22 protein-coding genes are annotated in these 23,603 nt (G+C 64.3%); 9 read left to right on the top strand and 13 right to left on the bottom strand.

Translation table 11 applies throughout. The features are described from left to right. Positions 1-28 precede the first annotated feature (28 nt). The 12 genes from QCE64_RS16315 to QCE64_RS16260 all read right to left on the bottom strand — a co-directional run bounded on the left by QCE64_RS16315 (position 29) and on the right by QCE64_RS16260 (position 13,214). Entirely contained in the window at positions 29-904 is an 876-nt protein-coding gene (locus QCE64_RS16315) for a phosphate ABC transporter substrate-binding protein (RefSeq protein ID WP_310004824.1), read from the bottom strand. 43 nt (positions 905-947) lie between these two features. Beyond that, entirely contained in the window at positions 948-2,498 is a 1,551-nt protein-coding gene (locus QCE64_RS16310; protein ID WP_310004822.1) for an acetolactate synthase large subunit, read from the bottom strand. Beyond that, positions 2,498-3,355: an aldolase/citrate lyase family protein gene (locus tag QCE64_RS16305; RefSeq protein ID WP_309814329.1), complete on the bottom strand. Its 858-nt coding sequence runs from the start codon at positions 3,353-3,355 to the stop codon at positions 2,498-2,500. Before QCE64_RS16305 ends, QCE64_RS16310 begins: the two co-directional genes overlap by 1 nt. An 11-nt stretch (positions 3,356-3,366) precedes the next feature. Then, the gene (locus tag QCE64_RS16300; RefSeq protein ID WP_309932145.1) at positions 3,367-4,215 is read right to left on the bottom strand and encodes an amidohydrolase family protein; all 849 of its coding nucleotides are present in this window, start codon (positions 4,213-4,215) and stop codon (positions 3,367-3,369) included. 19 nt (positions 4,216-4,234) lie between these two features. Next, the gene (locus QCE64_RS16295) at positions 4,235-5,260 is read right to left on the bottom strand and encodes an amidohydrolase family protein (protein WP_309814335.1); all 1,026 of its coding nucleotides are present in this window, start codon (positions 5,258-5,260) and stop codon (positions 4,235-4,237) included. A 21-nt stretch (positions 5,261-5,281) separates the two neighbouring features. Beyond that, entirely contained in the window at positions 5,282-6,253 is a 972-nt protein-coding gene (locus QCE64_RS16290) for an ABC transporter substrate-binding protein (protein ID WP_309921167.1), read from the bottom strand. Between the two features lie 202 nt (positions 6,254-6,455). Next, the gene (locus tag QCE64_RS16285) at positions 6,456-7,397 is read right to left on the bottom strand and encodes a LysR substrate-binding domain-containing protein (RefSeq protein WP_310004820.1); all 942 of its coding nucleotides are present in this window, start codon (positions 7,395-7,397) and stop codon (positions 6,456-6,458) included. Positions 7,398-7,431: 34 nt separating this feature from the next. Continuing rightward, a complete protein-coding gene (locus QCE64_RS16280) occupies positions 7,432-7,962 on the bottom strand; it encodes a carboxymuconolactone decarboxylase family protein (protein WP_310004817.1) in 531 nt (176 codons plus the stop codon). Positions 7,963-7,986: 24 nt separating this feature from the next. After that, positions 7,987-10,020: a tripartite tricarboxylate transporter permease gene (locus tag QCE64_RS16275; protein ID WP_309921161.1), complete on the bottom strand. Its 2,034-nt coding sequence runs from the start codon at positions 10,018-10,020 to the stop codon at positions 7,987-7,989. Positions 10,021-10,084: 64 nt separating this feature from the next. Then, positions 10,085-10,939 carry an amidohydrolase family protein gene (locus QCE64_RS16270; RefSeq protein ID WP_309921159.1) on the bottom strand — a complete coding sequence of 285 codons (855 nt, stop codon included), beginning with the start codon at positions 10,937-10,939 and terminating at the stop codon, positions 10,085-10,087. A gap of 56 nt (positions 10,940-10,995) precedes the next feature. After that, the gene (locus QCE64_RS16265) at positions 10,996-12,039 is read right to left on the bottom strand and encodes a tripartite tricarboxylate transporter substrate-binding protein (RefSeq protein ID WP_310004815.1); all 1,044 of its coding nucleotides are present in this window, start codon (positions 12,037-12,039) and stop codon (positions 10,996-10,998) included. A gap of 188 nt (positions 12,040-12,227) precedes the next feature. Beyond that, positions 12,228-13,214 (bottom strand): LysR substrate-binding domain-containing protein, encoded by a 987-nt coding sequence (locus QCE64_RS16260; protein WP_309921154.1) that lies wholly within the window; start codon positions 13,212-13,214, stop codon positions 12,228-12,230. A 113-nt stretch (positions 13,215-13,327) separates the two neighbouring features. Here QCE64_RS16260 and QCE64_RS16255 point away from each other — a divergent pair, with 113 nt between their 5' ends. Then, on the top strand, positions 13,328-14,347 hold the full coding sequence (locus tag QCE64_RS16255; protein ID WP_310004813.1) for an ABC transporter substrate-binding protein: 1,020 nt from the start codon (positions 13,328-13,330) through the stop codon (positions 14,345-14,347). Here QCE64_RS16255 and QCE64_RS16250 read toward each other — a convergent pair. Beyond that, positions 14,344-15,090, bottom strand: a complete 747-nt coding sequence (locus tag QCE64_RS16250; RefSeq protein ID WP_309932143.1) for an alpha/beta hydrolase — start codon at positions 15,088-15,090, stop codon at positions 14,344-14,346. The two genes, QCE64_RS16255 and QCE64_RS16250, sit on opposite strands and share 4 nt — an antisense overlap. 317 nt (positions 15,091-15,407) lie before the next feature. Here QCE64_RS16250 and QCE64_RS16245 point away from each other — a divergent pair, with 317 nt between their 5' ends. From QCE64_RS16245 to QCE64_RS16210, 8 genes are all read left to right on the top strand, one after another. Further along, positions 15,408-15,881 (top strand): hypothetical protein, encoded by a 474-nt coding sequence (locus tag QCE64_RS16245; protein ID WP_309921144.1) that lies wholly within the window; start codon positions 15,408-15,410, stop codon positions 15,879-15,881. Between the two features lie 410 nt (positions 15,882-16,291). Continuing rightward, complete coding sequence (locus QCE64_RS16240) at positions 16,292-17,458, top strand: M20 family metallopeptidase (protein WP_309921142.1); 1,167 nt, start codon at positions 16,292-16,294, stop codon at positions 17,456-17,458. 3 nt (positions 17,459-17,461) lie between these two features. Beyond that, entirely contained in the window at positions 17,462-18,892 is a 1,431-nt protein-coding gene (locus tag QCE64_RS16235; RefSeq protein WP_309932142.1) for a 4-hydroxyphenylacetate 3-hydroxylase N-terminal domain-containing protein, read from the top strand. Between the two features lie 46 nt (positions 18,893-18,938). Beyond that, positions 18,939-19,652 carry a GntR family transcriptional regulator gene (locus tag QCE64_RS16230; protein ID WP_310004811.1) on the top strand — a complete coding sequence of 238 codons (714 nt, stop codon included), beginning with the start codon at positions 18,939-18,941 and terminating at the stop codon, positions 19,650-19,652. Positions 19,653-19,703: 51 nt separating this feature from the next. Next, a complete protein-coding gene (locus QCE64_RS16225) occupies positions 19,704-20,729 on the top strand; it encodes an extracellular solute-binding protein (RefSeq protein WP_309921134.1) in 1,026 nt (341 codons plus the stop codon). Further along, positions 20,726-21,868 carry an ABC transporter ATP-binding protein gene (locus tag QCE64_RS16220; RefSeq protein ID WP_310004808.1) on the top strand — a complete coding sequence of 381 codons (1,143 nt, stop codon included), beginning with the start codon at positions 20,726-20,728 and terminating at the stop codon, positions 21,866-21,868. The genes QCE64_RS16225 and QCE64_RS16220 overlap by 4 nt, the downstream gene beginning before the upstream one ends. Continuing rightward, entirely contained in the window at positions 21,865-22,779 is a 915-nt protein-coding gene (locus QCE64_RS16215) for an ABC transporter permease (protein ID WP_309921127.1), read from the top strand. The genes QCE64_RS16220 and QCE64_RS16215 overlap by 4 nt, the downstream gene beginning before the upstream one ends. Beyond that, entirely contained in the window at positions 22,776-23,588 is an 813-nt protein-coding gene (locus QCE64_RS16210; RefSeq protein ID WP_309814383.1) for an ABC transporter permease, read from the top strand. Before QCE64_RS16215 ends, QCE64_RS16210 begins: the two co-directional genes overlap by 4 nt. Positions 23,589-23,603 lie beyond the last annotated feature (15 nt).

Here is a 23,603-nt window from a genome sequence, read left to right as displayed (position 1 = left end):
GCGGAGCGCAGCCGCTCACTGCCTCGTATCAACCGAGGCTGCCGGTCACATCGTCGAAGAGTTCGTCCACGGACAGGCGCCGCGGAATGATCTTCTGGTCGAGCGCCCAGTCCACCGCGAGTTGCAGACCCTTGCGGTTCGCTTCCAGCCCGAGCGGAGGAAACACGGCCGGAACGCTCTCCGCAGCCGCGCGGCTCTCGGCCACCATGCGATACAACTCGCGCACGATATCCGGCCGCTCCTGCGACAAGCGCTCGTGCACCACGAACATGTGATTGATCGGCACGACGCCCGTGCGCGCAAACCAGTCTTTCGCGGCGTTCTGCGCATCGGGCACGAGGGTGCGCACGCGCTCATCCTTGGGCATGTCCTCGCCCAGAAGGGCCGCCGTCAGCCCGCCGTCCATCATCATCTGCGGAATCGACGAACCGGCCGGCAGACGACGGCAGTTCGAAGGATCGCTGTATTCGGCGAGGTGGCCGTCACCGAGCGTCATCCACGTGACCTTGTCCAGATCGACACCGTACTCATGACGCAGGATGCCGCGAATCCACAGCGCAGTAGTCTGCGTGTAGGTGCGCACGCCGACCTGCTTGCCTTCGATGTCCTTCGGATCAAGATGACCGAAGTCGAGGTTATAGCCCGCGCAGTGATGCTGGAAGCGGCCCGAGATCGGCGCGGGCAGCAGGACATACGGCTTGCCATAAGCCTTCGCCTGCAGGAAGGTGACGATGGCGAGCTCGCCGGCATCGAACTGGTTCTCGCGCACCATCGCCTTGAAGCCGTTGTGCGCGGGCGTCGGTCCGCAGTAGTCGAGTGTGACGAGGTCGGACTTCACGCGGCCGTCGCGCATGGCCTTCGTCACGCCGTATTCGGCGAGATTGACGCGGAGCGTCGTTGTCATGATGTGTGCTCCTTCATTGCTTGTAGCGTGCTTGTGATGAGGTTCAGAGGCGCACTTCGATCAGGCAAGGTCCGTCCGCGTGCGTCGAATCGGTCAAGGCCTTGTGGAAGCCCTCGGCCGTCTCGACCGCCACTGCCGGCACGCCCATGCTCTTCGCCATCGCCAGCCAGTCGATGCGCGGCTTGTCGATGTCGATCATCGACAGCGCCCGCTCACCCGGCGCACCCGCGCCCATGTTCGCGTACTCCGCCTTGAGAATGGCGTAGCTGTTGTTGGCGAAGATGATCGTCGTGACGTTCAGGCTCTCGCGGGCCTGCGTCCACAGCGACTGGATGGTGTACATCGCGCTGCCGTCGCCGACCATGCAGAACACGCGGCGATCGGGACACGCGAGCGAAGCGCCGGTGGCTACCGGCGTCGCATAGCCGATCGACCCGCCCATGTTGTTGATGAGATCGTGCGGACGCGCGCCCATCGTGAGATTCATCGACTCGCGCCCGGTTGTCAGCGATTCGTCGACGACGATGCAATGCTCCGGCAACGCCGCCGCCAGTGCATGCGCGATGCTGGCCGGATTGAGCGCGCCCGTGGGTACCGGCGTCTCGATGCGTGCTTGCAGCAACGGCGCCGTGCCGGATGCACCGAGCGCATCCAACAGCATGTCGAACGCGAGTTCGCTGTCTTCGTCGGCTTCGACGAGCGCATGCACCAGCGTGCCTTCGGGCTTCAGCAAGCTCGGCTTGTCCGGATACGCGAAGAACGCCACCGGCTCGCGCGTCTCCACTATGATGATGTGCTTGAAGTCCTTGAGGAACGCTGTGGCCTGCGCGACCGCATACGGAATGCGCGCGAGCGGCACACGCCCGGCGCCCCGCTCGATGCGCGCCGTGAAGAACTGCGATCCCAGCACCGCGCCGGTCGCGGCGGCGACACGGCCGGCCTTGTCCAGCGTCACGCCGCGGGTCGCCTTGTTCGCAAGCACGATCAGCGCGGGTTCGCCCGAACGAAGCACGCGCGCAATGTGCTCGATGCGTTGCGCGGACGGCGCCTTGCGGCCCGTCGCGCGAGCGGGCCACGCTTGCGGCGCGGTACCGGCTTGCTGCCAGGACGTGTCGCCCGGAAGAATCAGCGTCGCGATCTGCCCCGGATGCTCGCTCGCCTTGGCAACCGCCTGCGCGGCGTCCCAAGCGATGGTGTCCGCGGATTCGGCACGGCGTACCCAATGACTCAAGGGCCGCGCGAGGCCTTCGATATCCGAGGTCAGCGGCGGATCGTACTTGAGATGCGACACCGAATGCTCGCCGACGACATTGACCATGCCCGACGATGCGCGCTTCGCGTTGTGGATGTTCGCAAGACCGTTCGCCAGGCCCGGTCCGAGATGCAGCAGCGTGGACGCGGGCGTGTCCTTCATGCGGTACCAGCCGTCCGCGGCGCCCGTAGCGACGCCTTCGAACAGGCACAGCACGCTGCGCATGCGCGGGTTGTTGCCGAGCGCGGCAAGGAAGTGCATCTCCGAGGTGCCCGGATTCGCGAAGCAGATATCGACGCCCTGATCCACCAGCGTCGCGACGAGACTTTCGGCGCCGTTCATCAGTAGCCTGCCAGTTCGCGTGCGAGACCGACGACGCCATACGTACGCGCCGGCGCCGACATCAGGAAGCGATAACCTTCTTCCTGCAAGCGGCGATGATTCTTCGCGGTCACATGCGGGTTGCCGACGACCACGTTGTGCTTGTGACAGGTCTCGGCAATCTGCCGCATCGCGGCGACCACTTCAGGATGCTCGTACTGACGCGGCAGCCCCAGTTCCTGGCTCAGATCGCCCTCGCCGATCAGGATGAAGCCGATGCCCGGCACGTTGGCGAGGATGTCGTCGAGGTTCTCGATAGCCTGCGTGCTCTCGCACATCAGGCCCACGAGAATCTCGCCTTGCGGCGCGAGCGGCCAGACGTCGGCCTTCTCGTAGTACTGCTGCATCGACAAGCCCCAGTAGCGCGCGGCATTCGCGGGACCGTCGCCGCGCACGCCCTTCGGTTCGTACAGCGGCGCGTTCTTCGGGCGCGCATAGCGGCACGAGGCCACGGCGTTATAGGCCTGCTCCACCGTTGCCACGTGCGGCCAGATCACGCCGTATGCGCCGCGGTCCAGCACCTGCTTGGCGAAGCTCTGGTTCATCTCCACGCCGTTCGCCGGAATGCGCGCCAGCGGCGTCACCTTGGGCGCGACCGAGCCGGATTCGGCAATCTGCTTGCGGTTCAACATGTACTGGAAGGCATCGCCGAGCGCGGCCACGTCGTACGGGTTGTGCTCCATCTCGAAGACGATGCCGTCATACGGCGAATCGCTCATCTCGATGGCGGTCTGCTTGTCGAGCTTCGCGAATGCCGCGTGCGCGGCCTTGCCCGATTCGAAGGCGCGGATGATGCTGTTCAGGCGAGTGTCTGACATGATGGTCTCCGTTATTGGCTCAATGCCGGATAGAGCTTCTGCGCGGTCTTGCCGAAGATCCATGCGCGATCTTCTTCGCTGAGGCATGCAAGCCCTTGCTGGGCCGTCGCGAGGATCTCGCCGAGCTTGCCAGGCGACGTCGGGAAGTTCGAGCCCCATGCGAGACGTTGCGCGCCGAATGCCTCGACCACGCGCGGGAAGAACGTCTCCGCGCTGGCCTTCTCCTTCTTCACGTCGCCGAAGATGCGCGGCGTGAGTTTCATGTACACGTTGGACAGGTCGCGCAGTTCGAACAGTCCCGCAGCGTTCGCATACGGCGGGCCGTCGAGGACATCGGGACGCGCGAGGTGGTCGAGAATGATGTTCACGCCGGGAAACTTCTCTGCGAGCATGCGCACCTGCGGCAAACCGACCGGACCCGTCTGGATGCACATCGGCAGCTTGAGTTCGGCGAGCATCTCCCACGCCTTGAACGACTTCGGGTTATCGAGCTCGCTCGGGTCGAAGTCCTTCGTGGAACCGCCCGTGAAGATGCGCAGGCCCGCAAGACCCTTGTCGGCCCAGCCCTTGATGACGGTGGCCACGTCGTCGGCCAGCATGTCGACGGAGCCCACCGCGATGAGCCGGTCCTTGTACTGGTCGCAGCCGTCCACCACGTAGCTGTTGTCGAAACCATAGGTGGTCGACGAATGCACGACGGCGGCCTTCGCAACGCCTGCCTGATCCATCGCCGCGATCAGCGCCTCGACGGTGTTCGGGCGCTCCTGCGACCAGTCCGAGCGCTTGCCGAACAGCGGCGCCGGCGGATAGCGCGTCTCGTCGTCCGAGATGATGTGCGGATGAATGTCGATGATGTTCATGTCTGCCTTCCTCGTCCGGTCACAGGCCGCGCGCCTTGAGTTGCTGGTCCAGGCGCGGATAGACGCGGCGCGCGTTGCCTTCGAAGATCGCGTGGCGGTCCGCGTCGCTGAGCGCTTCGCAGGCGTCGATATAGCGCTTCGTATCGTCGAAGTACTCGCCGGTATTCGGATCACGCCCGCGCACCGCGCCGATCATCTCCGAACCGAACATCACGTTGCTCGTCGGCACGACCTTGGTCAGCAGTTCCACGCCCGGATGGTGATAGACGCAGGTGTCGAAGAAGATGTTGTTCAGCAGGCCTTCGAGCGGACGCTTGGCGATCTCCAGCGACATGCCGCGATAACGTCCCCAGTGATACGGCACCGCGCCGCCGCCGTGCGGAATGACCAGGCGCAGCGTCGGGAAGTCCTTGAACACATCGCCTTGCAGCAACTGCATGAACACCGAGGTATCGGCGTTCAGATAGTGCGCGCCGGTGCCGTGATGGCACGGATTGCAGGAGGCCGCGACGTGGATCATGGCGGGTACGTCGAGATCGCAGAGCGCTTCATAGACCGGATACCACTCGCGGTCCGTCATCGGCTTGCCGGTCCAGTAGCCGCCGCTCGGATCCGGATTCAGGTTGCAGCCGACGAAGCCCATTTCCTCGACACAGCGGCGCAACTCGGGCACCGAGTTCTTCGGCGGCGCTTTCGGCGATTGCGGCAGCTGGCACACCGGCGCGAAGTTCTCCGGGTACAGGTCGCATACGCGCCGCACCAGATTGTTCGATACCTCGGCCCATTCGAGGCTCGTACGCTCGTTGCCGAGGTGATGGCTCATGAGGCCGGCGATCGGCGAGAACAGCGTGAGGTCGCCGCCGCGTTCCTGTTGCAGACGCAGCTGACCATTGCCGACGCCTTCGCGGATCTCGTCGTCGGACACATGCGCGCCGGAGAGCGGCGGCGCGTTGGAGGGGTCGTCCGCGGCTGCGATCTGCTTGGCGCGCCAGTCGCGAAAAGAGGCGGGGACGGTCGTGAAGTGACCGTGACAGTCGATGATCATGTTCCTGGCCTTACGGGTGATTTAAACGCGGGGATCGACGAACAGCTCGTTCATGGACATGCGGCGCGGCGTCAGGCCTTGCTTGAACGCGGTCGCTTCGAGCGCTTCGATGGTCTTGCGGTTCTCTTCCACGCCATACGGCAGCGGATCGTTGCCGACGATCTTCTGCAACTCGATGTACTTCCTGTTCTTCTTGTCGGTCAGTTCGCCCGCGTTGAGCTTCGCGAGCCAGTCCTGCTTGGCCTTGTCGAAGGCGTCGTAGAGCGACTTTGCCACCCACGGATGCTCGGCCAGCACCGAGTCCTTGACGACGATGGTGCCGTGCATCGGATACACGCCGGTGCGGGCGTAGTACTCCGATTCGAGTTCAGCCGCATTCGGGAACATGTCCGGATAATCCGCTTCGACTTCCTTCCAGCCGCCCGTCGGGTCGCCGGTACGGCCGATGCCTGCGTTGCCGTGGAAGCCGGCAACGAGTTCCCCGTTGGCCATCATCTCGGCAAGCGAGGTGCCCTTCGGAGCATGGATCACGTTCGGCGGCAACTGCAGTTGCGTGACGTGCTCTTCGTCATCGACAACCCAGGTGACCTTCGAGGGATCGAGACCGAACTCGTCGATCAGTACCTGACGCGTCCATGCGCCGGTGGTCACCGAATACGCGCGCACGCCAACCTTCTTGCCTTCGAGATCCTTCGGCGTCTTGATGCCCGCATCCGGACGCACCAGCAGACCCGAATGATGGAAGCGGCGCACGACGAAGATCGGCAGCGCGACGAACGGCGCGCCATACGCACGGGCGATGATGTAAGTGGTCGGCGCCAGTTCGCAGACATCGAATTCGACGTCGCGCACCATGCGGCGGAACGCGCCGATCTGCGGCTGCACCGTGATGAATTCCGCGTCCACGCCTTCGATGGGAATGGAGCCGTCGCGGATGGCCGAGGTATGCGGATGCTCGGCGATCGCGAGCTTGAGATGGACTTTCTTGGTCACTGGAGTCTCCTGGGAAGATTGATCGTGCGAGTCGAACTCGTGTCGGTGCCGACATGATCTTTCGAGACGCCCTGCTCCGTCTATTGAATAAAGAAGCAAGGGGCTTAACCGTTTGGTAAAGAGTGGGTTGCACGTCGCCGATACGGAACCCTAACTAACTGGACGATGCAAAACCGAAAACACGTCGCCGTGCTTTCGGCAGTCAGGCCTTGGCGCTTTGCAGCTGTTGCGCGGCCTCCTCCAGGCACGCGACCATGAGTTGCGCGCTCGGCGTCAGGCCGCGATTGCGGTTCCACAGCACGCCGGAGGGGCGCAACAGCCGCGGCAAGCTCAGGGGCAGCGCATACAGCGGTTGCGTCGGATCGTTGGCGGGTGTGCCCACCATGACGGCAATGAAGTCCGATATCTGCAGATGCGCCCGGGTCACATGCACGGACAGGGTCTCGATGTAGTTGTTGGTCAGCGGTACGTCATGCGCTCTCAGCGTGCGTTCGAGTGAATCCCGCAGGATCGAGTTCTGCGGTGGCAGGATCCAGGGATAAGGAAGAAGGTCGGACCACTTGATTGTCTTCGCCTGCGCCAGTGGATGATGCCGCCCGGTCATCAGCGTCACGGGTTCTTCCAGCAGCGGCTTTTCCTCGAAGCTGCCGAGCGTATCCGGCGCGGGCAGGCGCCCGACGATCAGGTCGAGACGGCCCTGCCACAACTCCGGCAGCAACGCGCCCCGCGTGCCTTCCACGACTCGCACGTTGGTGCCTGGCGACTTGTTCTTCAGCAGGTTGAGCGCGAGCGGCAGCAGCGCGGACGCCGAAGCCGGCAACATGCCGATATGCACCTTGCCCTCGGTGCCCGCGCTCAGTGCCTTCATTTCATCGCGCGCCTGATGCAGGATGGTCAGCATCTCGCGCGCATGACGGATGAGGCATTCGCCGTGCGGCGTGGGCACGAGCCCTTGCGCCGTGCGCGCGAACAGCGTGAGGCCGAGCCCGCGTTCCAGCTCGGCCAGCGACTTCGATACCGCCGGCATCGTGACGTGGGTGACTTCCGCCACCTGCGTCAGATTGCGATAGGTATCGATGGTCACGAGCAGGCGCAGATGTCTCGCCTTGAGATTCACTTGCAGATAACCGTCGAGTTCCGACACGATCTTTCTCCTACTGCCTCATAACCTGAGTCGTTCAGTCTTTGGGCTGCAATGCATGCAAGGTCATGCCGAGCGAGATCGACGTGAAATAGCCGATCGTGACGAGAAGTTCGGCGATCACCGCCCGGCCCAACTCAGCATCGTACTGGGCAAAGCGCGCATCGTCGACCGCGCCGCCTGCGAGCAGCGCGCTCACCGCGTCGCATACCAGCGCCAGACGCCCGTCGTCCGCCTCGGGCTTGCGCCGCTCCAGGATCGCGGCGACCACCGTTTCCGGAACGCCCGCCTTCAGCGCGTGCCGCCGATGATTGGCGATCACATACGGGGCATTCCAGAACACCGCGGTGGCCAGGATCGCGACCTCGGTTTCCGCTTCGCTCAGCACGGGCGAATGATCCACATGCGTGCCGATGATCTCCATGCCTTCAGCCAGACGCGGGTTGTGCAACCAGATGTTGAACGGCGTGGGAATCCGTCCGCGCCCTGCGCCCAGTTGCGCGATGACGCGCTGCTGATGGTCGGTGGCCTGCTGCGCGTCGATGCGCGCCAGTCGGTCTCGCGTCATGCTTCGCTTCCTTTCGATGATGAATCAGGCTCCGCCCAGTCCGGGCAACCACTGTCCGAGAAAGCTCTCCGGCCAAGGGATATGCAGGATCTGATCGAAGACGATGTACAGGAACACGGTCACGCACGCGGCGAGAATCAGGCTCAGCTTCCACGACTCACGGCCTTCGATGCGCATGTACGCAACGATCATCAGCGGCACCGTGGGCAGCATGCCGATCACCGACATGCAGGCGAGAAACGCGAGAAACCAGCTGAAAAAGCGGGCCGCACGCTTCAGCACGGTCCTGACGGGGAGCTGCTCGTCGTGGTCGCCGGATACGTCCATGTGAACGCCGCTGCTCGCCCGCGCCACGCCGTGCGCCGGAATCACGAAGACCTTGTACGCGAGGCTCAATGTTCCCGCGATGACGAGAATGCTCGCGACCACCGTCGGCCCGATGCGCGCCATCAGCAGCCAGTCCTGCGAGCTTGCCAGCATGTAAATCCCGACGATGATGAAGAACACATGCACCAGATCTTCGCGCTTGAAGTGCACCGAGCCGCTCGGCTTGAACTGCGCGAAGCCGCCGCTGCGCAAGGCCGTGAAGAGCGGCTTGAAGAACACCAGCGCGGCCAGCCCCAGCAACACGATGACGACAGGACGCGCGAGCCAGTCGGTCCCGTAGCGGACGAAGGAGATCGACATGTAGCGCTCCATCAGCACGCCGAGCACGAGGCCGAGGATCAGCGGCGGACGCGCCCACCTGAGCCGCTTCATGGTCCAGCCGATGACGCCCGCGATCAGCAACACGAACAGGTCGCCCCAGCTGCGCGAGCCCTGGAACGCGCCGACATAGATGACGGGCATGATGACCGGCAGAATGAGCGTATAGCGCAGCGTCGATACCTTCGCGAACTGGCCGCTCAACAGGAAGCACAGCCCCGCGCCGAAGATGTTGGCGAGCGCGATGGACCAGACCATCGAATAGGTGAAGTCGAGATGCTTGGTCAGCATGTCGGGGCCGGGGATGAAGCCGTGCACCATCATCGCGCCGAGCAGGATGGCCTGCGCCGCGCCGCCCGGCACGCCGAAGGACAGCATCGGCACGAGGCTGCCGCCCTCGCGCGCATTGTTGGCCGCTTCGGGCGCGATCACGCCGCGCACGTCGCCCTTGGTGAACGTCTCCTTCGCACCCTTCGCGGTCTGCAACGCATGGCCGTAGGCGATCCAGTCCGTCACCGCGCCGGTGATGCCCGGCACCGCGCCAAGGATCGCACCGAGACCGCCGCAACGCAGCACCAGGAACCAGTTGCGGAAGCTGTCGAGCACACCCTCGCGCATGCCTTGCCGCGACGTGAACTGCACGTTCTGCGCAATGGCCGCGCGGCGGATGGCCAGCTCGCACAACTCGGGCAACGCAAAGATGCCGAGGATGATCGGCACCAGCGGAATGCCGTCCTGCAGATAGAGAAGATTGCCGGTCCAGCGCATCTGTCCGGTCGCGACATTGGTGCCGATCATGCCGACCAGAATGCCGAAGCACGCGGCGACAACGCCACGAAGCGGCGCGTTGCCGGACAGCGCCGACACCATCGACACGCCGAACACGGTCAGCGACAACATCTCCGGCGTGCCGATGGACAACACGAACGGACGCACCAGCGGCAGCGACACCGCGAGAATGACCGCGCCGATCAGGCCGCCCATCAGCGAAGACATGTAGCACGCGCTCAGCGCCCGCGAGGCTTCACCGCGCTTGGTCATCGGCAGGCCGTCGAGCACCGTGGCCTGCGACGCGGCATGGCCGGGCACGCCGAACAGCACGGCCGGAATCACGTCCGAGGTGGTGATGACGGACGCCATGCCGAGCAGCATCGCGAAGGCGGAATACGGGTCCATCGTGTAGGTGAACGGCACCAGCAGCGCAAAGCCCGTCAGCCCGCCGATGCCCGGCAGCAAGCCGATCGCGAGACCGACCGCCACGCCGAACACGAGAAACATGATGCGGTGGAATTGCAGGAGCGTCGACAGCGCATGTCCGGCCGCCATCAACGTTGCATCGTTGAAGAACTCCATGTCTCATCCTGATGGAATGGCGAGCTGCACAGGCTCGCCTGTTATCGGTCGTGCAGGAACGGAATTAGCCGGCCAGCATCGGATACAGCTTTTTCGCGGTGCCGCCCCAGATCCAGGCGCGCTCGTCGTCGCTCAGGCCCGCGAAGCAGTCATTGCCTTGTGCAACGAGATCCTTCAACGGGCCGGCCGAAGCCGGATAGTTCGAGCCGAACGCGAGATGGTCTGCGCCGGACACCTCGACGAGCTTCGCGAAGAACGGCTGCGCACCGCCCGGCGCGGCCTGCGCGAGATCGAAGGTGCGCGGCGTGATCTTCATGTAGACATTGGGGAATGCGGCCAGCGCGAACAGGTCCGCGCAATTCGCATACGGCGGCCCGGCTTCGAGGTTGGGCCGGCCGCAGTGATCCAGCACGATGTTCACCGAAGGAAAGCGATGGGCCAGTTCCGCCACCATCGAAAGGCCTTCAGGCGTGGTCTGCACCGCCATCGTCATGCCGATCCCGGCGCAGCGTTCCCAGATCGGGAAGGTCGCGGGATTCACCAGCCAGCTGCCGTCGCTCTGATGCGTGGCGCCGCCGGTGAAGAGGCGAATGCCGCCCATGCCGCGAGCAAGCCAGTAGTCGAACGTCTGCAGTGCGTCGGGCGCGAGCAGGTCGAACGAATAGACGCCGGTGAAGCGGTCCGGATGTTGCGCGACGCTGTCGGCGACGTACGCGTTGTTGGTGCCGTAGGTCGTCGATGAATGCACGATCGCGGCCTTCGACACGCCCGCCTCATCCATCTCGGCGATCAGCTGCTCGAACGTGATGGGCCGCGTCGCCGACCACTTCGACCGGTGTCCGTGCTGAGGCGCGATCGGATACCGTGCCGTGTCGGTCGAGATGATGTGCGGATGAATGTCGATGATGTCGGGCGTCATGGGAAGCTACCGTAAGGGTGTTGATGTTCTCTCAGGTTCTTTCTCGCTGCGGCTGCTCAATGCGCGCTGAAGATGAGCTTGCGTGCATCGTCGAGCTGACGTTGGGGCGTCGCATACAGCTTCGCGATGATCTGTTCCACCGCATCGCCGCTGATGGGATCGATCGGATAGCCCGACTGCTTCATGGCGTCGATGAAATCCGGATCCGCGATGGTCTTCGCGAACGCCTCGCGCAGCGCATCGAGCCGGTCTTGCGGCACGTCCTTCGGCACGGCGATGGGACGCCCCGCCTGGAACGGCAGGATGAAGAGGTTGAACAGCGCCTTGACGTCCGGCTGCGTGATGTAGGAAGAGAGGTTCGGCACGTCGGTGTACCCGGCCGGGCTTTGCCAGCCCAGATGCAGCAGCACCTTCATCTTGCCGTCCTTGAGCAGCCGCGCGGGTTCGCCCTGTTGCAGCCCGTCGATGGTGGAGGCCCAGCCGTCGACTTCACCGCGCTGCATCGCCAGATACACTTCGCCGCGGCCCGTATAGCCGGGCACGATGCTCATCTTCGCGCCCATGTATTCGTTCAGCAGCGCGGGCAGCGTGCGGTCCTCGTTGGCGAAGCCGGTCGCGCCGATATACATCTTCTTCTTGTTCAGGTCGTCCGCCGTGGAGACGCCGGAACGGGTCATCGAGACCAGGCAGTACTCCACCTTGTTGAGACTGCCGAGCCATCTCACCTTGCGCGGATCGAAGCGGTTCTGCCGCTCATCGAGCAGCGGGATGTACAGGTTGTTTCGTTGCAGGAAGCCGATCACGGTGCCGTCGCTCGGCTGCCGCGATTGCAGCGATGCCGCTGCCACCATGCCGCCCGCGCCCACCACGTTCATCACGATGGCCTTCGGATGACCCGGAACATACTTGACGAAGAAGCGTGAGAACTGGCGCGCGACGATGTCCGTCACCGTGCCCGCGTCCGCGCTGACCAGAAGCGTCAACGCCTTGCCGCGATAGAAGTCCGCGACCGACTGCGTGGATGCCGGGGCCGCGTAGGCATGTGCGGCGAAACCGAACAGCGTCGCGCAGGCGCAGAGCGCGGTCCTCAGATTCATCATCGTTCTCGTCTCCGTGTAGATGCGCGGAACTGTCCGTGGAATGGCCGGGAAAGCGTGCTTCCCGGTGGCAGTTCGCGTCGTCGCCCGTGTCGTTGAGCGTGAATGAATTGTGCCAGCGCCTCGAATGGCCCGGTTTGAGAAAAACTGCGGGCCGGTTGAGGAAATGGTTAAGGGGCTGACGGGAGGCGTCAGCCGCGCTTCTGGCCTTCCCGGGACAGGCGCTGCGCGGTTTCCTCGAGGCAGGAGATCATCAGCTGCGCGCTCGGCGTGAGCGTGCGGACGCGGTTCCAGAGCACGCCGGCGGGCCGCAGCAGGCGGGGAAGCGTGAGCGGCAGGGTATGGAGCGGCTGGGGCAGCGTGGCCTCGCGCGCGGAGGTGTCGGCCATGACGGCGATGCAGTCGGACACCTGCAAGTGCGCGCGGATCACATGCAGGGACAAGGTCTCGATGTAGTTGTTGGTCAGCGGCACGCCGTGGACTTCGAGCGCGCGCTCCAGCGGATCACGAAGAATGGAGCCCGCGGGCGGCAAGATCCACGGATAGGGCAACAGGTCCGCCCACTGCACGCTCTTCCTGCGCGCCAGCGGATGCTGCCGGCCCGTGACGAGCACGACGGGCTCCTCCAGCAGTTCCTTCTCGTCGAAGCTGCCCGGCGCATCCGGAGGCGGCAAACGGCCGACGACGAGATCGAGATGGCCTTGCCACAACTCCGGCAACAGCGACTCCGCGGACCCTTCGACGATCTTCACGTTGGTGCCCGGCGAGCGCTGCTTGAGCAGGTTCAACGCATGGGTCAGCAGACTGGACGCCGAGACGGGCAGCACGCCGATCTCGATCTTGCCTTCCGTGCCGGCGCTGAGGGCCTTCAGTTCGTCGATGGTCTGATGCAGCACATGCAGCATGGCCCGCGCGTGGCGCGTCAGGCATTCGCCGTAGGGCGTCGGCACCAGTCCCTGTGCCGTGCGCGTGAACAGCGTGAGGCCGAGTCCGCGCTCCAGTTCGGTCAGCGACTTCGAGACCGCGGCCAGCGTGACGTGCGAGACCTCCGCCACCTGGCTCAGATTGCGATAGGTATCGATGGTCACCAGCAAGCGCAAGTGCCGCGCCTTGAGGTTGATTTGCAGGTACCAGTCGAGTTCCGCCGACACGTTGCCTCCTCTCCCGGTATGAGTCATTCGTCAAGTCGTTACCCATTTTACTCAATCGACCCGGCCGCGACGGTTCGGCACAATGCGCCCTCGTGCCAGCGCTTCCCGATTAATAACGACCGGCATCCGGAGACACTAAGATGACCTGTGATTTGAACCGTCGCGGCTTCTTGCGCAAGGCGGGCGCCCTCGGCGTGGGTCTCGCCGCGGGTCCGTTTGGCGCGCCTTATGTCGCACGCGCCGCCAACAGTGAAATCCGCATTGTCAGCAATCCGGGCCTGGAGAACGCGACGCTCAACGCGCTGATGGACGAACTGGGATACTTCAAGACCTATGACGTCGATGCGCGGATCATCCAGATCCCCGGCCCCACCGGTCCGTTCGACGCCATCGCGCGTGGCGCGGCCGACGTCTGCATGGTGTCGGGCTACAACCTCGTGCTCACGCGCATTGAACAGGGCGCGCCGGTGAAGATCGTCGGTGCGGGGATGAAGAAATGTGCGCTGACGGTGTACGCAAGGCCTGGCGGCGTGCGGACGCTTGAAGGGCTGGAGGGAAAGACCTTCGCGGTTGGCCCGCAGCATGGCCTGCTGCATACCCTGATGCTTCAGCTCTTGAAGGAGAAAGGCCTCGATGCTTCGCGCATCACCTTCGCCGATCATGGCAGCAACGAGCACTGTTTCGATGCGGTCGCAAGCGGCGCCGCCGATGCCTGCCTCGCCAGCATCTCGCATCTGAACGACGATAGAGGGCCGCAGGTCATCAGCGATGGCAACCTGTGGCAGGCGTTGCCGGATTGCGTGTTTCAAACGGCCTATGCGGCGGATGCGGCGCTCGGCGCGAAGCACGAAGGTCTGGTGGCCGTCATGGCCGCGTATGGCGCGCTCTATGACTATCTGATGTCGCCCGCCTCGCACGATGCTTTTATCGATGCTCGCAAACGGGCGCAGAAGCATTTCGACGCTGCATCGGCCGAGGCGATCTGGCGGTTCAACCAGAAGCAACGTCCGTACTCGCGCAACCTGACGCTGAGCGAGCGCGAGATCGGTTATCTGCAGGACATGGATATCGGCGTCGGCAGCCTGAAGCGCAAGCAGCCGTTCAGTGCGGTGGCGGATATGTCGGTGGCGCGCGCGGCCGCAGCCCGTTTCGAGGCTTAGTCCTTCCTTGCCGAACGCTCCGCGATCCCGCGCATGATGGCCGCGAACGCGGCTGGATCTTCCGCACAGGACGTGTGGCCCGTATCGAGCACATGCAGCGTGGCGTGCGGCATCCCTGCCGCCAGTTCCTGCGCATGGGCCAGTGTGCGCGCGACGTCGGACTTCCCATGCACGATGGCAGCCGGCAAACCGCCAAGCCGGCCGAGCAAGGGCGTGAGATCCGTCTCCATCTGACTGCGGATGGCGGCGGCGACCGCTTCCTTGCGCACGCGCGAAGGGTAGTTGCGCACTTCCATCAGCAAGGGCTCTTCGGGAAGACGCAGGAAGCAGCGCGCCAGGAAAGCCTCCCAGAACTCGACGCCCCAGTCGGTTTCGATGCGCCTCACGATGGCATCGGCATCGCCATGACCACGCGTGTTGGCGCCGCTGTTCGACAGCACCAGCCCGCACACGCGCGGGCCGTCGCGTTGCATGTCCTGCAATGCGGCGAGCACTGCGAGCGGCGTGCCGAGCGAGTGGCCGACGAGCACGATGCGCGGTTCGTCGGCGACGCATTGCAAAGCACGCCCGGCGATCGCTTCCAGCGAAAACGGGCCATCATCCTCGAGCCATGCGAGCGCCAGTGCGCGCAGGCCGGACAGACGCGCGGCCTCCGCGAACACGGCGGGACTGCACATGGCCCCGGGCAGGCAAACCAAGGTGGGCAGCGACCGGTCTCCGTCGCTGATAGGAAGGATGCGCATGCTGTTCGATGGAAGGTTGAGGCCGCAAGGGCGCCCGAAGGTGACCGACTTTATCAGATCGATCTGCGGCAGACGTCCGCGCCGACACTAAAGCTCACCATGCCTCACGCATATCGCATGCAGAACACGAAATGCCATCCGGCATTTTGAATGCAAACGTAATGCGCCCGTTTCGACGGAGCGCAAGGCATCGGAAACCACGCTGAAAGCCTTGGCGGAACAGGATCCGGGCGGTGCGAGGGCCGGGCCACGTTCTTGCTGGCAGCGCCTCGGACGTCCTGTGATCCATCCATCTCTTCACTCGCCAAGGAGCCCTCTTGCGACGCTACACTTCCCTCCTCCTCATGTTCGTCACCCTGTTCTCCGGCTGTGCGGCTTACCGGACCCACGAGGCCCGCAAGGACTCGGGCGCGCTGATCGGCTCGAACGTACTCGACCTGGTGGCTGCTGTCGGCATTCCCGACAAGACCATGAAACTCGTGGACACGAACTCCCCGAATGACCGCATGGTCATGCAGTGGAATTTCTCCAATTCGGATGCCGCATTCGACCTGAACGTGATCCTGCTCGACCTCAAGATCGGCGGCGCGGGCAAGTGCAGCATGACCGCCACCGCCGACCGCTGGGGTGGCAAGGTCCTTTCGGTCAACTTTCCCCAGGCACACAGCGACAGCATGAATTCCGACTACAGCGCATGCGAACCGCTCGTGGAAGAAGCGCTTCAGCATCTGGCACATACACCCGTCGATCCGTCTTTCGACGCCTTCTCGCTGGTCGGCGCGGCGAAGTAACGATGGCATGACGGAGCATCGCAATGGTGCTCCACGCCCTGCTTTCCGATTCGAATAGCACGCGAGAGCCGGTCCGAAGCATGCGCTTTCTCGTGCTTCCTGCATGCAGCAAGTGTTGTTTTCTGCATGCAGCATCAAAAAAAATAAGCCCCGAAGTGGTTCCTCTCGGCCCTCGATCAGTGCATCGCGGGTGCATCATGCATCGCTTGCGGGCAAACACGCCCATGCAAACGATCGCCCGCAATCCCTTATGGTGCATGGCTTTGCAGCCGGCCCTATGCATTCTTTCGACCGCATTCTTTTCCGGTTGACGCCAAAAAATCGACTTCATATCGTTCGTCGTCGCGTGCAGTTCTGCATGCAGAAAACAACGATGCAGGGGTGTTCCATCGCCCCGCCATGGAGCTTCGATGAACTTCGACGTCCGCGAGTGCAGGACCACGCTCGCGCAGCAATTGCCCGAGATGACGCACACGCTCGAGCGCCTCGTGAATATCGACAGCGGGTCGTATTGCGTCGAAGGCGTGAACCGGGTCGTCGACATCATGGAAGCCGGGCTGCGCACGCTCGGCTTCACGATCGACCGCCGGCCAATGTCCGCATGCGCGGATCAACTGGTTGCCACGCGCACGCTGTCCGGCAGGGGCCGCCTGCTGATCCTCGGTCACGCCGATACCGTATGGCCGGAAGGCACCGTCGCCGAGTGGCCCTTCAGCATCGACGGCGACCGCGCCACCGGCCCGGGCGTCGGCGACATGAAGGGCGGACTCGTGATGGCGCTCTCGTCGCTGCGCTATTTGTTCGCGCATGGCTTCGACGACCTCGCCTCCATCACCTTCTTCCTCGTGCCCGACGAAGAACTCGGCAGCGTGCACAGCCGCCCCGCCATCGAAGCGGCGGCGCAAGAAGCGGACTTCGTGCTGGTGCTCGAACCGGGACGCCCCGGCGGCGGCATCGTCACCGCACGCGGCGCGCTCGGCGCGTTCCAGCTCTGCGCTCACGGACGCAGCGCGCATTGCGCGGTGAACTACGCAAAAGGCGCGAGCGCGATCCGCGAACTCGCCGTCAAGGTCGAACCGCTCGAAGCGTTGAGCGATCCGGAGCACGGCGCAGTGGTCAACGTCGGCATGTTCCATGGCGGCGCGGCGCGTCAGGTGGTGCCGCCCGAAGCGCGGATGGATATCGACCTGCGGGCGCGCACGCAAGCGCAAGCCGACGCGATGATCGCGGAGATTCGCCGTATCGGCGCGGAACGGCGCAATGAAGGCGTCGCGCTCGATCTGCGCGGCGGCCTGACGCGCCCCGCCTTCACCGACGCCCACAACGGCCCGTTGCGCGACATCGCGCTCGACCTGGCCGCGCAACTCGACATTCCGCTGTTCGAAGTGCCGCCGACAGGCGGTGGCTCGGACGGCAATTTTTCGGCCGCACTCGGCATCCCGACGCTCGATGCGCTCGGCCCGGTCTGCGAGAACATCTGCGCGCGCGATGAATCCATTTCGCTCGCCAGTCTCGCCGAACGTGGCGCGCTCTTTTGCGGCCTCATCCTGCAACTCAATAACACCAGGAAGATTTGACCCATGGCACTGATGACGGGGGATCAATATCGCGCTTCGCTCCGCGATGGACGCGAGGTCTATATCTCGGGCGAGCGTGTCACCGACGTGACCACGCATCCGGCAAGCAAGCCGATGGTCGATGCAATGGCGCGCATGTACGACCTGCAGCACGACCCGCGCTATGCCGACGTCTTCGGCTATCGCACGGAAGACGGCGAGATGGCAAGCCGCGTGTACAAGCTGCCCGATACGCTCGACGACCTGCGCAACCGCCGCGAGATGACTGCTGCGGTGCTGAATGAAGTGAGTCCGGTGATCGACCGCTTCGGCGACGAAACCGTCACGCCGCTGTTCGTGATGAAGGACCGCAAGGACCTGCTCGACCGCTTCGACACGCGCTATGCACAGAACGTCGAGCGCTGGCTCTCGAAGCTGCAGCGCGAGAACCTCTTCATGACGAGCGGCAATACCGATCCGAAGGGCGACCGCAGCAAGCAGCCGTATCAGCAGGACGATCTCGACATGTACCTGCGCGTGGTAGAGGAACGCGACGACGGCATTGTAATTCGTGGCGCCAAGTATGAAACCGGCGCGTGCTATGCACACGTGGCGTTCTGCAAGCCGACCGTCGGCAACTGGATTCCCGAGAATCGCGACTACGCGGTGGCCTGCATCGTGCCGCTCAATTCGCCGAACGTGCGCCATATCTGCCGCGCGCCGCTGGAAGAAAAACAGTCCGCCTTCGATCACCCGCTGTCCGCCCGCTTCGACGAACTGGACACGCTGATGGTGTTCGACAACGTGTTCGTGCCGTGGGAGAACGTGATCTTCTCGCGTCAGCCCGAACTCGCCAACCTGATTCGCCAGGATTTGCCGAAGTGGGCCGCGCAAGGTTTCCTGAACCGCTCGTATGCGAAGGCGGACCTGCTGGTCGGCACCGCGTTGCTGCTCGCCGAACAGACGCGCCTCATCAATGTGCCCGTGATCCGCGAAAAGATCGCGACGCTGATGGGGTTCCGCGAAGGCATCCGCTCGTTCATCCTCGCGTCCGAAGCCGCGTATGAAACCAGCCGCACCGGCATGATCATGCCGAACCAGTCCATCCAGAATGCGGGCCGCGTGTTCGCGTCGTCGAACTACTACACGATGACGCAGATCCTGCGCGACCTCGCGGGCGGCGCGGCCGTGATGGCGCCGGACGAAGCCACCTATAACAACCTGGACCTGCGCCGCGATCTCGAGAAGTACTACCGCATCGGCGAAGCAAGCGGCGCGGAACGTCTGCGCACGCTGAACCTCGCGGCCGAACTCACCGCGACGTCGTTCGGCGGCCGCATGCAGGCCTATCAGATGTTCGCCGAAAGCCCGCCGCCCGTGCAGGCGATGGCGCTCTTCAATTCGTTCGACAAGCAGGCCTCGGTGGCGCGTGCCCGCGCGCTGATCGGCGCCTGACGAGAAAGCAACGGCCTGGTCCGAAACCGCTTCCGGAGACACCTTGATGAACAACACGACCGACACGATCGACACACAAGCCGGTGATGCCGCGCTGCTGCTGCCGCCGAACGACGCCGCGCCCGAACGGGTCGCGGACCAGCTCTATCGCAAGCTGCGCCGCGCGATCATCGAAGGCCAGTTGCCCGCGCGCAGCCGGCTGATCGAAGTCGAACTGGCGCAAGCGCTCAACGCGAGCCGCACGCCGGTACGCGAGGCGATCTCGCGTCTCACGAGTGATCAGCTCGTGCGGCCGCTGAAGCATGGCGGCGTGGAAGTGGTGGATACGTCGAGCGAACTCGACGAGATCTACATGATCCGCGAAGCGCTCGAAGGCTGCGCGGCGCGGCTCGCGGCGGAGCGCATCACGGACGAGGAACTGAAGGTGCTCGATGGCCTGATCGACGAGACGCATGCGTCGATGCATGACATCGATGCACGCGTGCAGATCAACCAACGCTTCCACGAAGCGATCACCCGCGCCGCGCGCTCGGAACGGCTCGCGCGAATGGTCGAAAGCTTTCAGGAATTTTTCCTGAACGAAAAGATGCTCGCGAGCTACAGCCCGCGCGAAAGCCAGACGGCCATTGCGCAGCACAGCGAGATTGTCGCCGCGCTGCGGGCCCACGACAGCGCGCGTGCCGAGAAGCTGGTGCGCAAGCATCTCGAACAGGACAGGAAGCGTGCGCTGAAGGAAAAGGCCAAGGCCGCCTTGCGCTGAAACAGAACAGCTCGATTTTTTTATCAACGATTTCCACTACGGGGTAATGCAATGAACCTGAAGCTTGCAATTTCCCGCCGCGTCGCGCTTGCGACGGCGGCCGTACTGACCCTGCTGGGCGCGACCACCTCGCAGGCCGACGAAACCCGTTCCATCACGGTACTGTCCTGGGGTCTCACGTGGCAGACCGCGCTGCAGGCCGCGAGCGAGGCCTATACGAAGAAGACCGGCGTGAAGGTGAATCTCGTCACGCAGTCGTCGTCGGGCGAAGGACTCGTCAAGCTTCAGGCGATGAAGAGCGCGCCGAGCGTCGATGTGTGGCTCACCACCTCGTCCGTCGCGGAACGCGCGGTGACCGACCAGCAGTTGTTCACGCCGCTGCCCGCCGCGCAGATGCCGAACCTGAAGGACGTGATGCCCGGACTCGCGACGCCGAACTACGTCGCGCTGTATTCGTATCCGCTGTCGATCGTGTATCGCAACGACCTCGTGGACAAGCCCATCACGTCCTGGAAGGAACTGTGGGATCCGCGCTTCGCCGGCAAGATCGCCGTGCCCGCCATGGGCTTCTATCAGGGCCGCATGCTGATGATCGCCGCGAACGTCGGCGGCAAGCCGGGCTCGGCGGATACGGGCTTCGACATGCTGAAGAAGATCAAGCCGAACGCCGCCATGTTCTACAACTCGGACGCACAGGCACGCCAGGCGCTCGCGCAGGGTGAAGTGTCGGTGCTGATCGCGCCGCCGTCGCAGGCCAAGCGGGTCGCGGACGCGGGACGCCCGGTGAAGATCGTCAGCCCGAAGGGCACGCCGATGAACTCCGACGTCGCCGTGCTGGTGCGCACGCCCAACAGCGCGCTCGCCGCCGACTACCTCAACTTTTTGTTGAGCGCCGACATCAACGGCCAGATCGCTGAAAAGCTGAACATGAGCGCGATCAACCGCAAGTCGACGCAGCCCGCCGCGCTGGTGGACGCCCTGCCCAAGCCGGGCGACGAGATGGTGATCGACGAGAAGAACGTCAACGCCAACATCGGCGCATGGACCGACCGCTTCAATCAGGAAATCGCACGATGAGCACCCAACTGTCGGCCGCCGTGACGGCGCCGGATATCGCATCGCCCACACGCGGCGAGCCATTGTCGGTCATCGGCGTGCGCAAGCGCTACGGCGATTTCACCGCGATCGACAGTGTCTCGCTCGATGTTCCCGCCGGCGCGCTGCTCACGCTGCTCGGCCCGAGCGGCTGCGGCAAGTCCACGCTGCTGCGTCTGATAGCGGGCTTCGTCACCGCCGACGAAGGCCGCGTGACGCTCGGTCAGCGCGACGTGCTCGGTGTCGCGCCGCATCGCCGCGACACCGCCATGGTGTTCCAGAGCTACGCGCTGTTCCCGCACATGGACGTGCTGACCAACGTGATGTTCGGCCTGAAGATGCGCCGCGTGCCCGCTGCGGAAGCCCGCAAACGCGCGCTCGAAGCGCTCGAGATGGTGCGGCTCTCCGCACTGGCCCAACGCTATCCCGCGCAGCTGAGCGGCGGCCAGCAACAGCGCGCCGCACTGGCGCGCGCACTGGTCACGCAGCCGAAGGTCCTGTTGCTCGACGAACCCTTCGGCGCGCTCGACAAGAGCCTGCGCGACCAGATGCAGGTGGAACTGCGCAAGCTGCAACGCGCGGTGGGCGTCACCACCATCTGCGTCACGCACGACCAGCAGGAAGCGATGGCGATCTCGGACCGCATCGCGGTGATGAACGCGGGCCGCATCGAGCAGTGCGGCGCGCCCGCCGACATCTACGACCGCCCCGCCACGCGTTTCGTCGCGCAGTTCATCGGCACGTCGAATACCGTTACGGGCACACTGGCCGCCATGGAAGGCCAGCGCGGCGTGCTGAACCTGCCGGACGGCGGACGCCTGAGCGTGAGCGGGATCGCCGAGCGGCGCGTGGGCGACGCTGTGGACGTCACCATCCGTCCCGGCGCGATACGTCTCGCGGCAGCGGGCACGGCACGAACCGGCGTGCAGTCCGGCTCGCATCTCGTTGGACGCATCGCGCTCGCGATGAATCTCGGCGACAAGGTGACGTATGAAGTGGAATCGCATGGTCTGCGTTTGACCGTCGACGCACCGCGTCATGCCGGCGAGCCGGTCTTTCCCGAAGGCGCGCTGGTCGAACTCTCGATCGCTGTCGCGGACTGCATGGTGCTGCGCGCATGAAGAACCCGCCCATCATTGCTCCGGGCATTGCGCCCATCGTCGATTTCACGCCGCGCGTATCGCGCTGGAATCTCGCGCCGGCCGCCGTGGTGCTGATCGTGTTCTTCAGCGCCTATGCGATCTTTCTTTATACGAGCCTGCTGCATCGGGTGCCGGGACAGGCGGCCAGCGTCGGACCCATCAGTCTCGACAACTACGCCCGCTTCCTGCGCTCCGCCTCCGAGTGGCGCATTCTCGGCGCGACGCTTGGCATCTCCGCCGAACTGACCGTCGCCGCCGCGCTGGTGGGCTTTCCGATGGCGTATGTGATGGTGCGCTGCGCATCGAGCGGCTTGCGCCAGTTCCTGATGGTGTCGCTGGTCGTGACGTTCCTTTCCGGAACGGTCACGCGCGCTTATGCGTGGGTCATCATCCTCGGCAACAGCGGGCTCATCAATTCGGTGCTGCGCAAGCTCGGCGTGATCGATTCGCCGCTTCACCTGATCTACAACCAGGGCGGCGTCTTCGTGTCCCTGCTGCATTTCGTGATTCCCTTCTTCGTGCTCACGCTGCTCGGCCCGCTGAAGAACGTGCCGCGCGTGCTGGAGGAATCCGCCATCAATCTGGGCGCATCGAGGCTGTCCGCGTTCTGTCGCGTCACGCTGCCGCTCAGCGTGCCGGGCGTGATCGCGGCGAGTGCGTTGACCTTCGCGGTCTCGCTGAGCTCGTTCCTGTTTCCGCTCGTGCTGGGCGGCGGACACGTGCGCCTGCTGTCGAATGAGATCTACGAACTGATCTTCGTCGCGTTCGATCTGCCGTTTGCCGCCGCCACGGCGACTCTCTTTCTCGTTGTTTCGCTCGCGTTCGTGTGGCTGTTCTCGCTGTCGCAACGACTCGCCGGCGGTCATGTTGCCAGGAGCGCCACCCGATGAGCACCGCCCGTGAAGACTATCTCGCCTATGGCCCCGGCGTGCGTCTGTTCGCCGTCCTGGTCGGGCTGTTCATGCTGACGCCGGTGGTGTTCATCGTGTACTACGCGTTCAGCAACGACAGTTATTTTTCGTTGTCCCCTTCCGGTTTTTCCCTGAAGTGGTTTCAGCAATTTTTTTCCAGCGATTCGTTCCGCACGGCGTTCGGCACCAGCCTGCTGATGGGCGCCATCGTGACGCCGGTGAGCCTCATCATCGCGGTGCCGACAGCATGGGCGCTCGTGCGCGGCCGTTTCCGCGGCGTGGAGGCGATCAACGCGCTGCTGATGTCGCCGATCATCATTCCGGGCGTCGTGACCGGCATCGCGTTCCTGATCCTGCTGTATCACACCGGCATCGGCCCGGGATTCACCGGACTCGTGATCGCGATGATCTGCTTCACGCTGCCCTACTCCGTGCGCGCGCTCGTCGCGAACCTGCACGGCATGCGCACCGATCTCGAAGAGGCCGCGCGCAACCTCGGGGCGTCGAACTGGCAGGCCTTTCGCCTGGTCGTGCTGCCGCAACTGAGACCGGGACTGATCGCGGGCGGCACCTTCGTTTTCGTCGAGGCCATCGACAACTTCTCCGTCTCCACCTTCCTCGCCGCGCAGCACAGCACGACGCTGCCCGTCGCCGCCTATGCGTATATGCGCGACTTCGACGATCCCACTGTCGCGGCGATGTCGGCGGTGCTGATCCTGCTCTCCACGCTGCTCGTGCTCGTGGTGGGCCGGCTGATCGGGCTGGAGAAGATCTTCCGTGTCGAATGAGCGTGCCGCCCTCCA

Origin of the sequence: Caballeronia sp. LZ043, from assembly GCF_031451075.1 — a bacterium.
Lineage (GTDB): Bacteria > Pseudomonadota > Gammaproteobacteria > Burkholderiales > Burkholderiaceae > Caballeronia.
The sequence above is the reverse complement of the archived record's forward strand: the minus strand, read 5'-3'. Positions and strand labels throughout refer to the sequence as shown.

Coding starts and splice junctions, on each gene's coding strand:
- QCE64_RS16315 (WP_310004824.1), bottom strand. CDS start 904: ATGACAACGACGCTCCGCGTCAATCTCGCCGAATACGGCGTGACGAAG.
- QCE64_RS16220 (WP_310004808.1), top strand. CDS start 20,726: ATGAGCACCCAACTGTCGGCCGCCGTGACGGCGCCGGATATCGCATCG.
- QCE64_RS16250 (WP_309932143.1), bottom strand. CDS start 15,090: ATGCGCATCCTTCCTATCAGCGACGGAGACCGGTCGCTGCCCACCTTG.
- QCE64_RS16260 (WP_309921154.1), bottom strand. CDS start 13,214: ATGACTCATACCGGGAGAGGAGGCAACGTGTCGGCGGAACTCGACTGG.
- QCE64_RS16305 (WP_309814329.1), bottom strand. CDS start 3,355: ATGTCAGACACTCGCCTGAACAGCATCATCCGCGCCTTCGAATCGGGC.
- QCE64_RS16270 (WP_309921159.1), bottom strand. CDS start 10,939: ATGACGCCCGACATCATCGACATTCATCCGCACATCATCTCGACCGAC.
- QCE64_RS16280 (WP_310004817.1), bottom strand. CDS start 7,962: ATGACGCGAGACCGACTGGCGCGCATCGACGCGCAGCAGGCCACCGAC.
- QCE64_RS16300 (WP_309932145.1), bottom strand. CDS start 4,215: ATGAACATCATCGACATTCATCCGCACATCATCTCGGACGACGAGACG.
- QCE64_RS16295 (WP_309814335.1), bottom strand. CDS start 5,260: ATGATCATCGACTGTCACGGTCACTTCACGACCGTCCCCGCCTCTTTT.
- QCE64_RS16255 (WP_310004813.1), top strand. CDS start 13,328: ATGACCTGTGATTTGAACCGTCGCGGCTTCTTGCGCAAGGCGGGCGCC.
- QCE64_RS16225 (WP_309921134.1), top strand. CDS start 19,704: ATGAACCTGAAGCTTGCAATTTCCCGCCGCGTCGCGCTTGCGACGGCG.
- QCE64_RS16240 (WP_309921142.1), top strand. CDS start 16,292: ATGAACTTCGACGTCCGCGAGTGCAGGACCACGCTCGCGCAGCAATTG.
- QCE64_RS16265 (WP_310004815.1), bottom strand. CDS start 12,039: ATGATGAATCTGAGGACCGCGCTCTGCGCCTGCGCGACGCTGTTCGGT.
- QCE64_RS16275 (WP_309921161.1), bottom strand. CDS start 10,020: ATGGAGTTCTTCAACGATGCAACGTTGATGGCGGCCGGACATGCGCTG.
- QCE64_RS16210 (WP_309814383.1), top strand. CDS start 22,776: ATGAGCACCGCCCGTGAAGACTATCTCGCCTATGGCCCCGGCGTGCGT.
- QCE64_RS16215 (WP_309921127.1), top strand. CDS start 21,865: ATGAAGAACCCGCCCATCATTGCTCCGGGCATTGCGCCCATCGTCGAT.
- QCE64_RS16310 (WP_310004822.1), bottom strand. CDS start 2,498: ATGAACGGCGCCGAAAGTCTCGTCGCGACGCTGGTGGATCAGGGCGTC.
- QCE64_RS16230 (WP_310004811.1), top strand. CDS start 18,939: ATGAACAACACGACCGACACGATCGACACACAAGCCGGTGATGCCGCG.
- QCE64_RS16235 (WP_309932142.1), top strand. CDS start 17,462: ATGGCACTGATGACGGGGGATCAATATCGCGCTTCGCTCCGCGATGGA.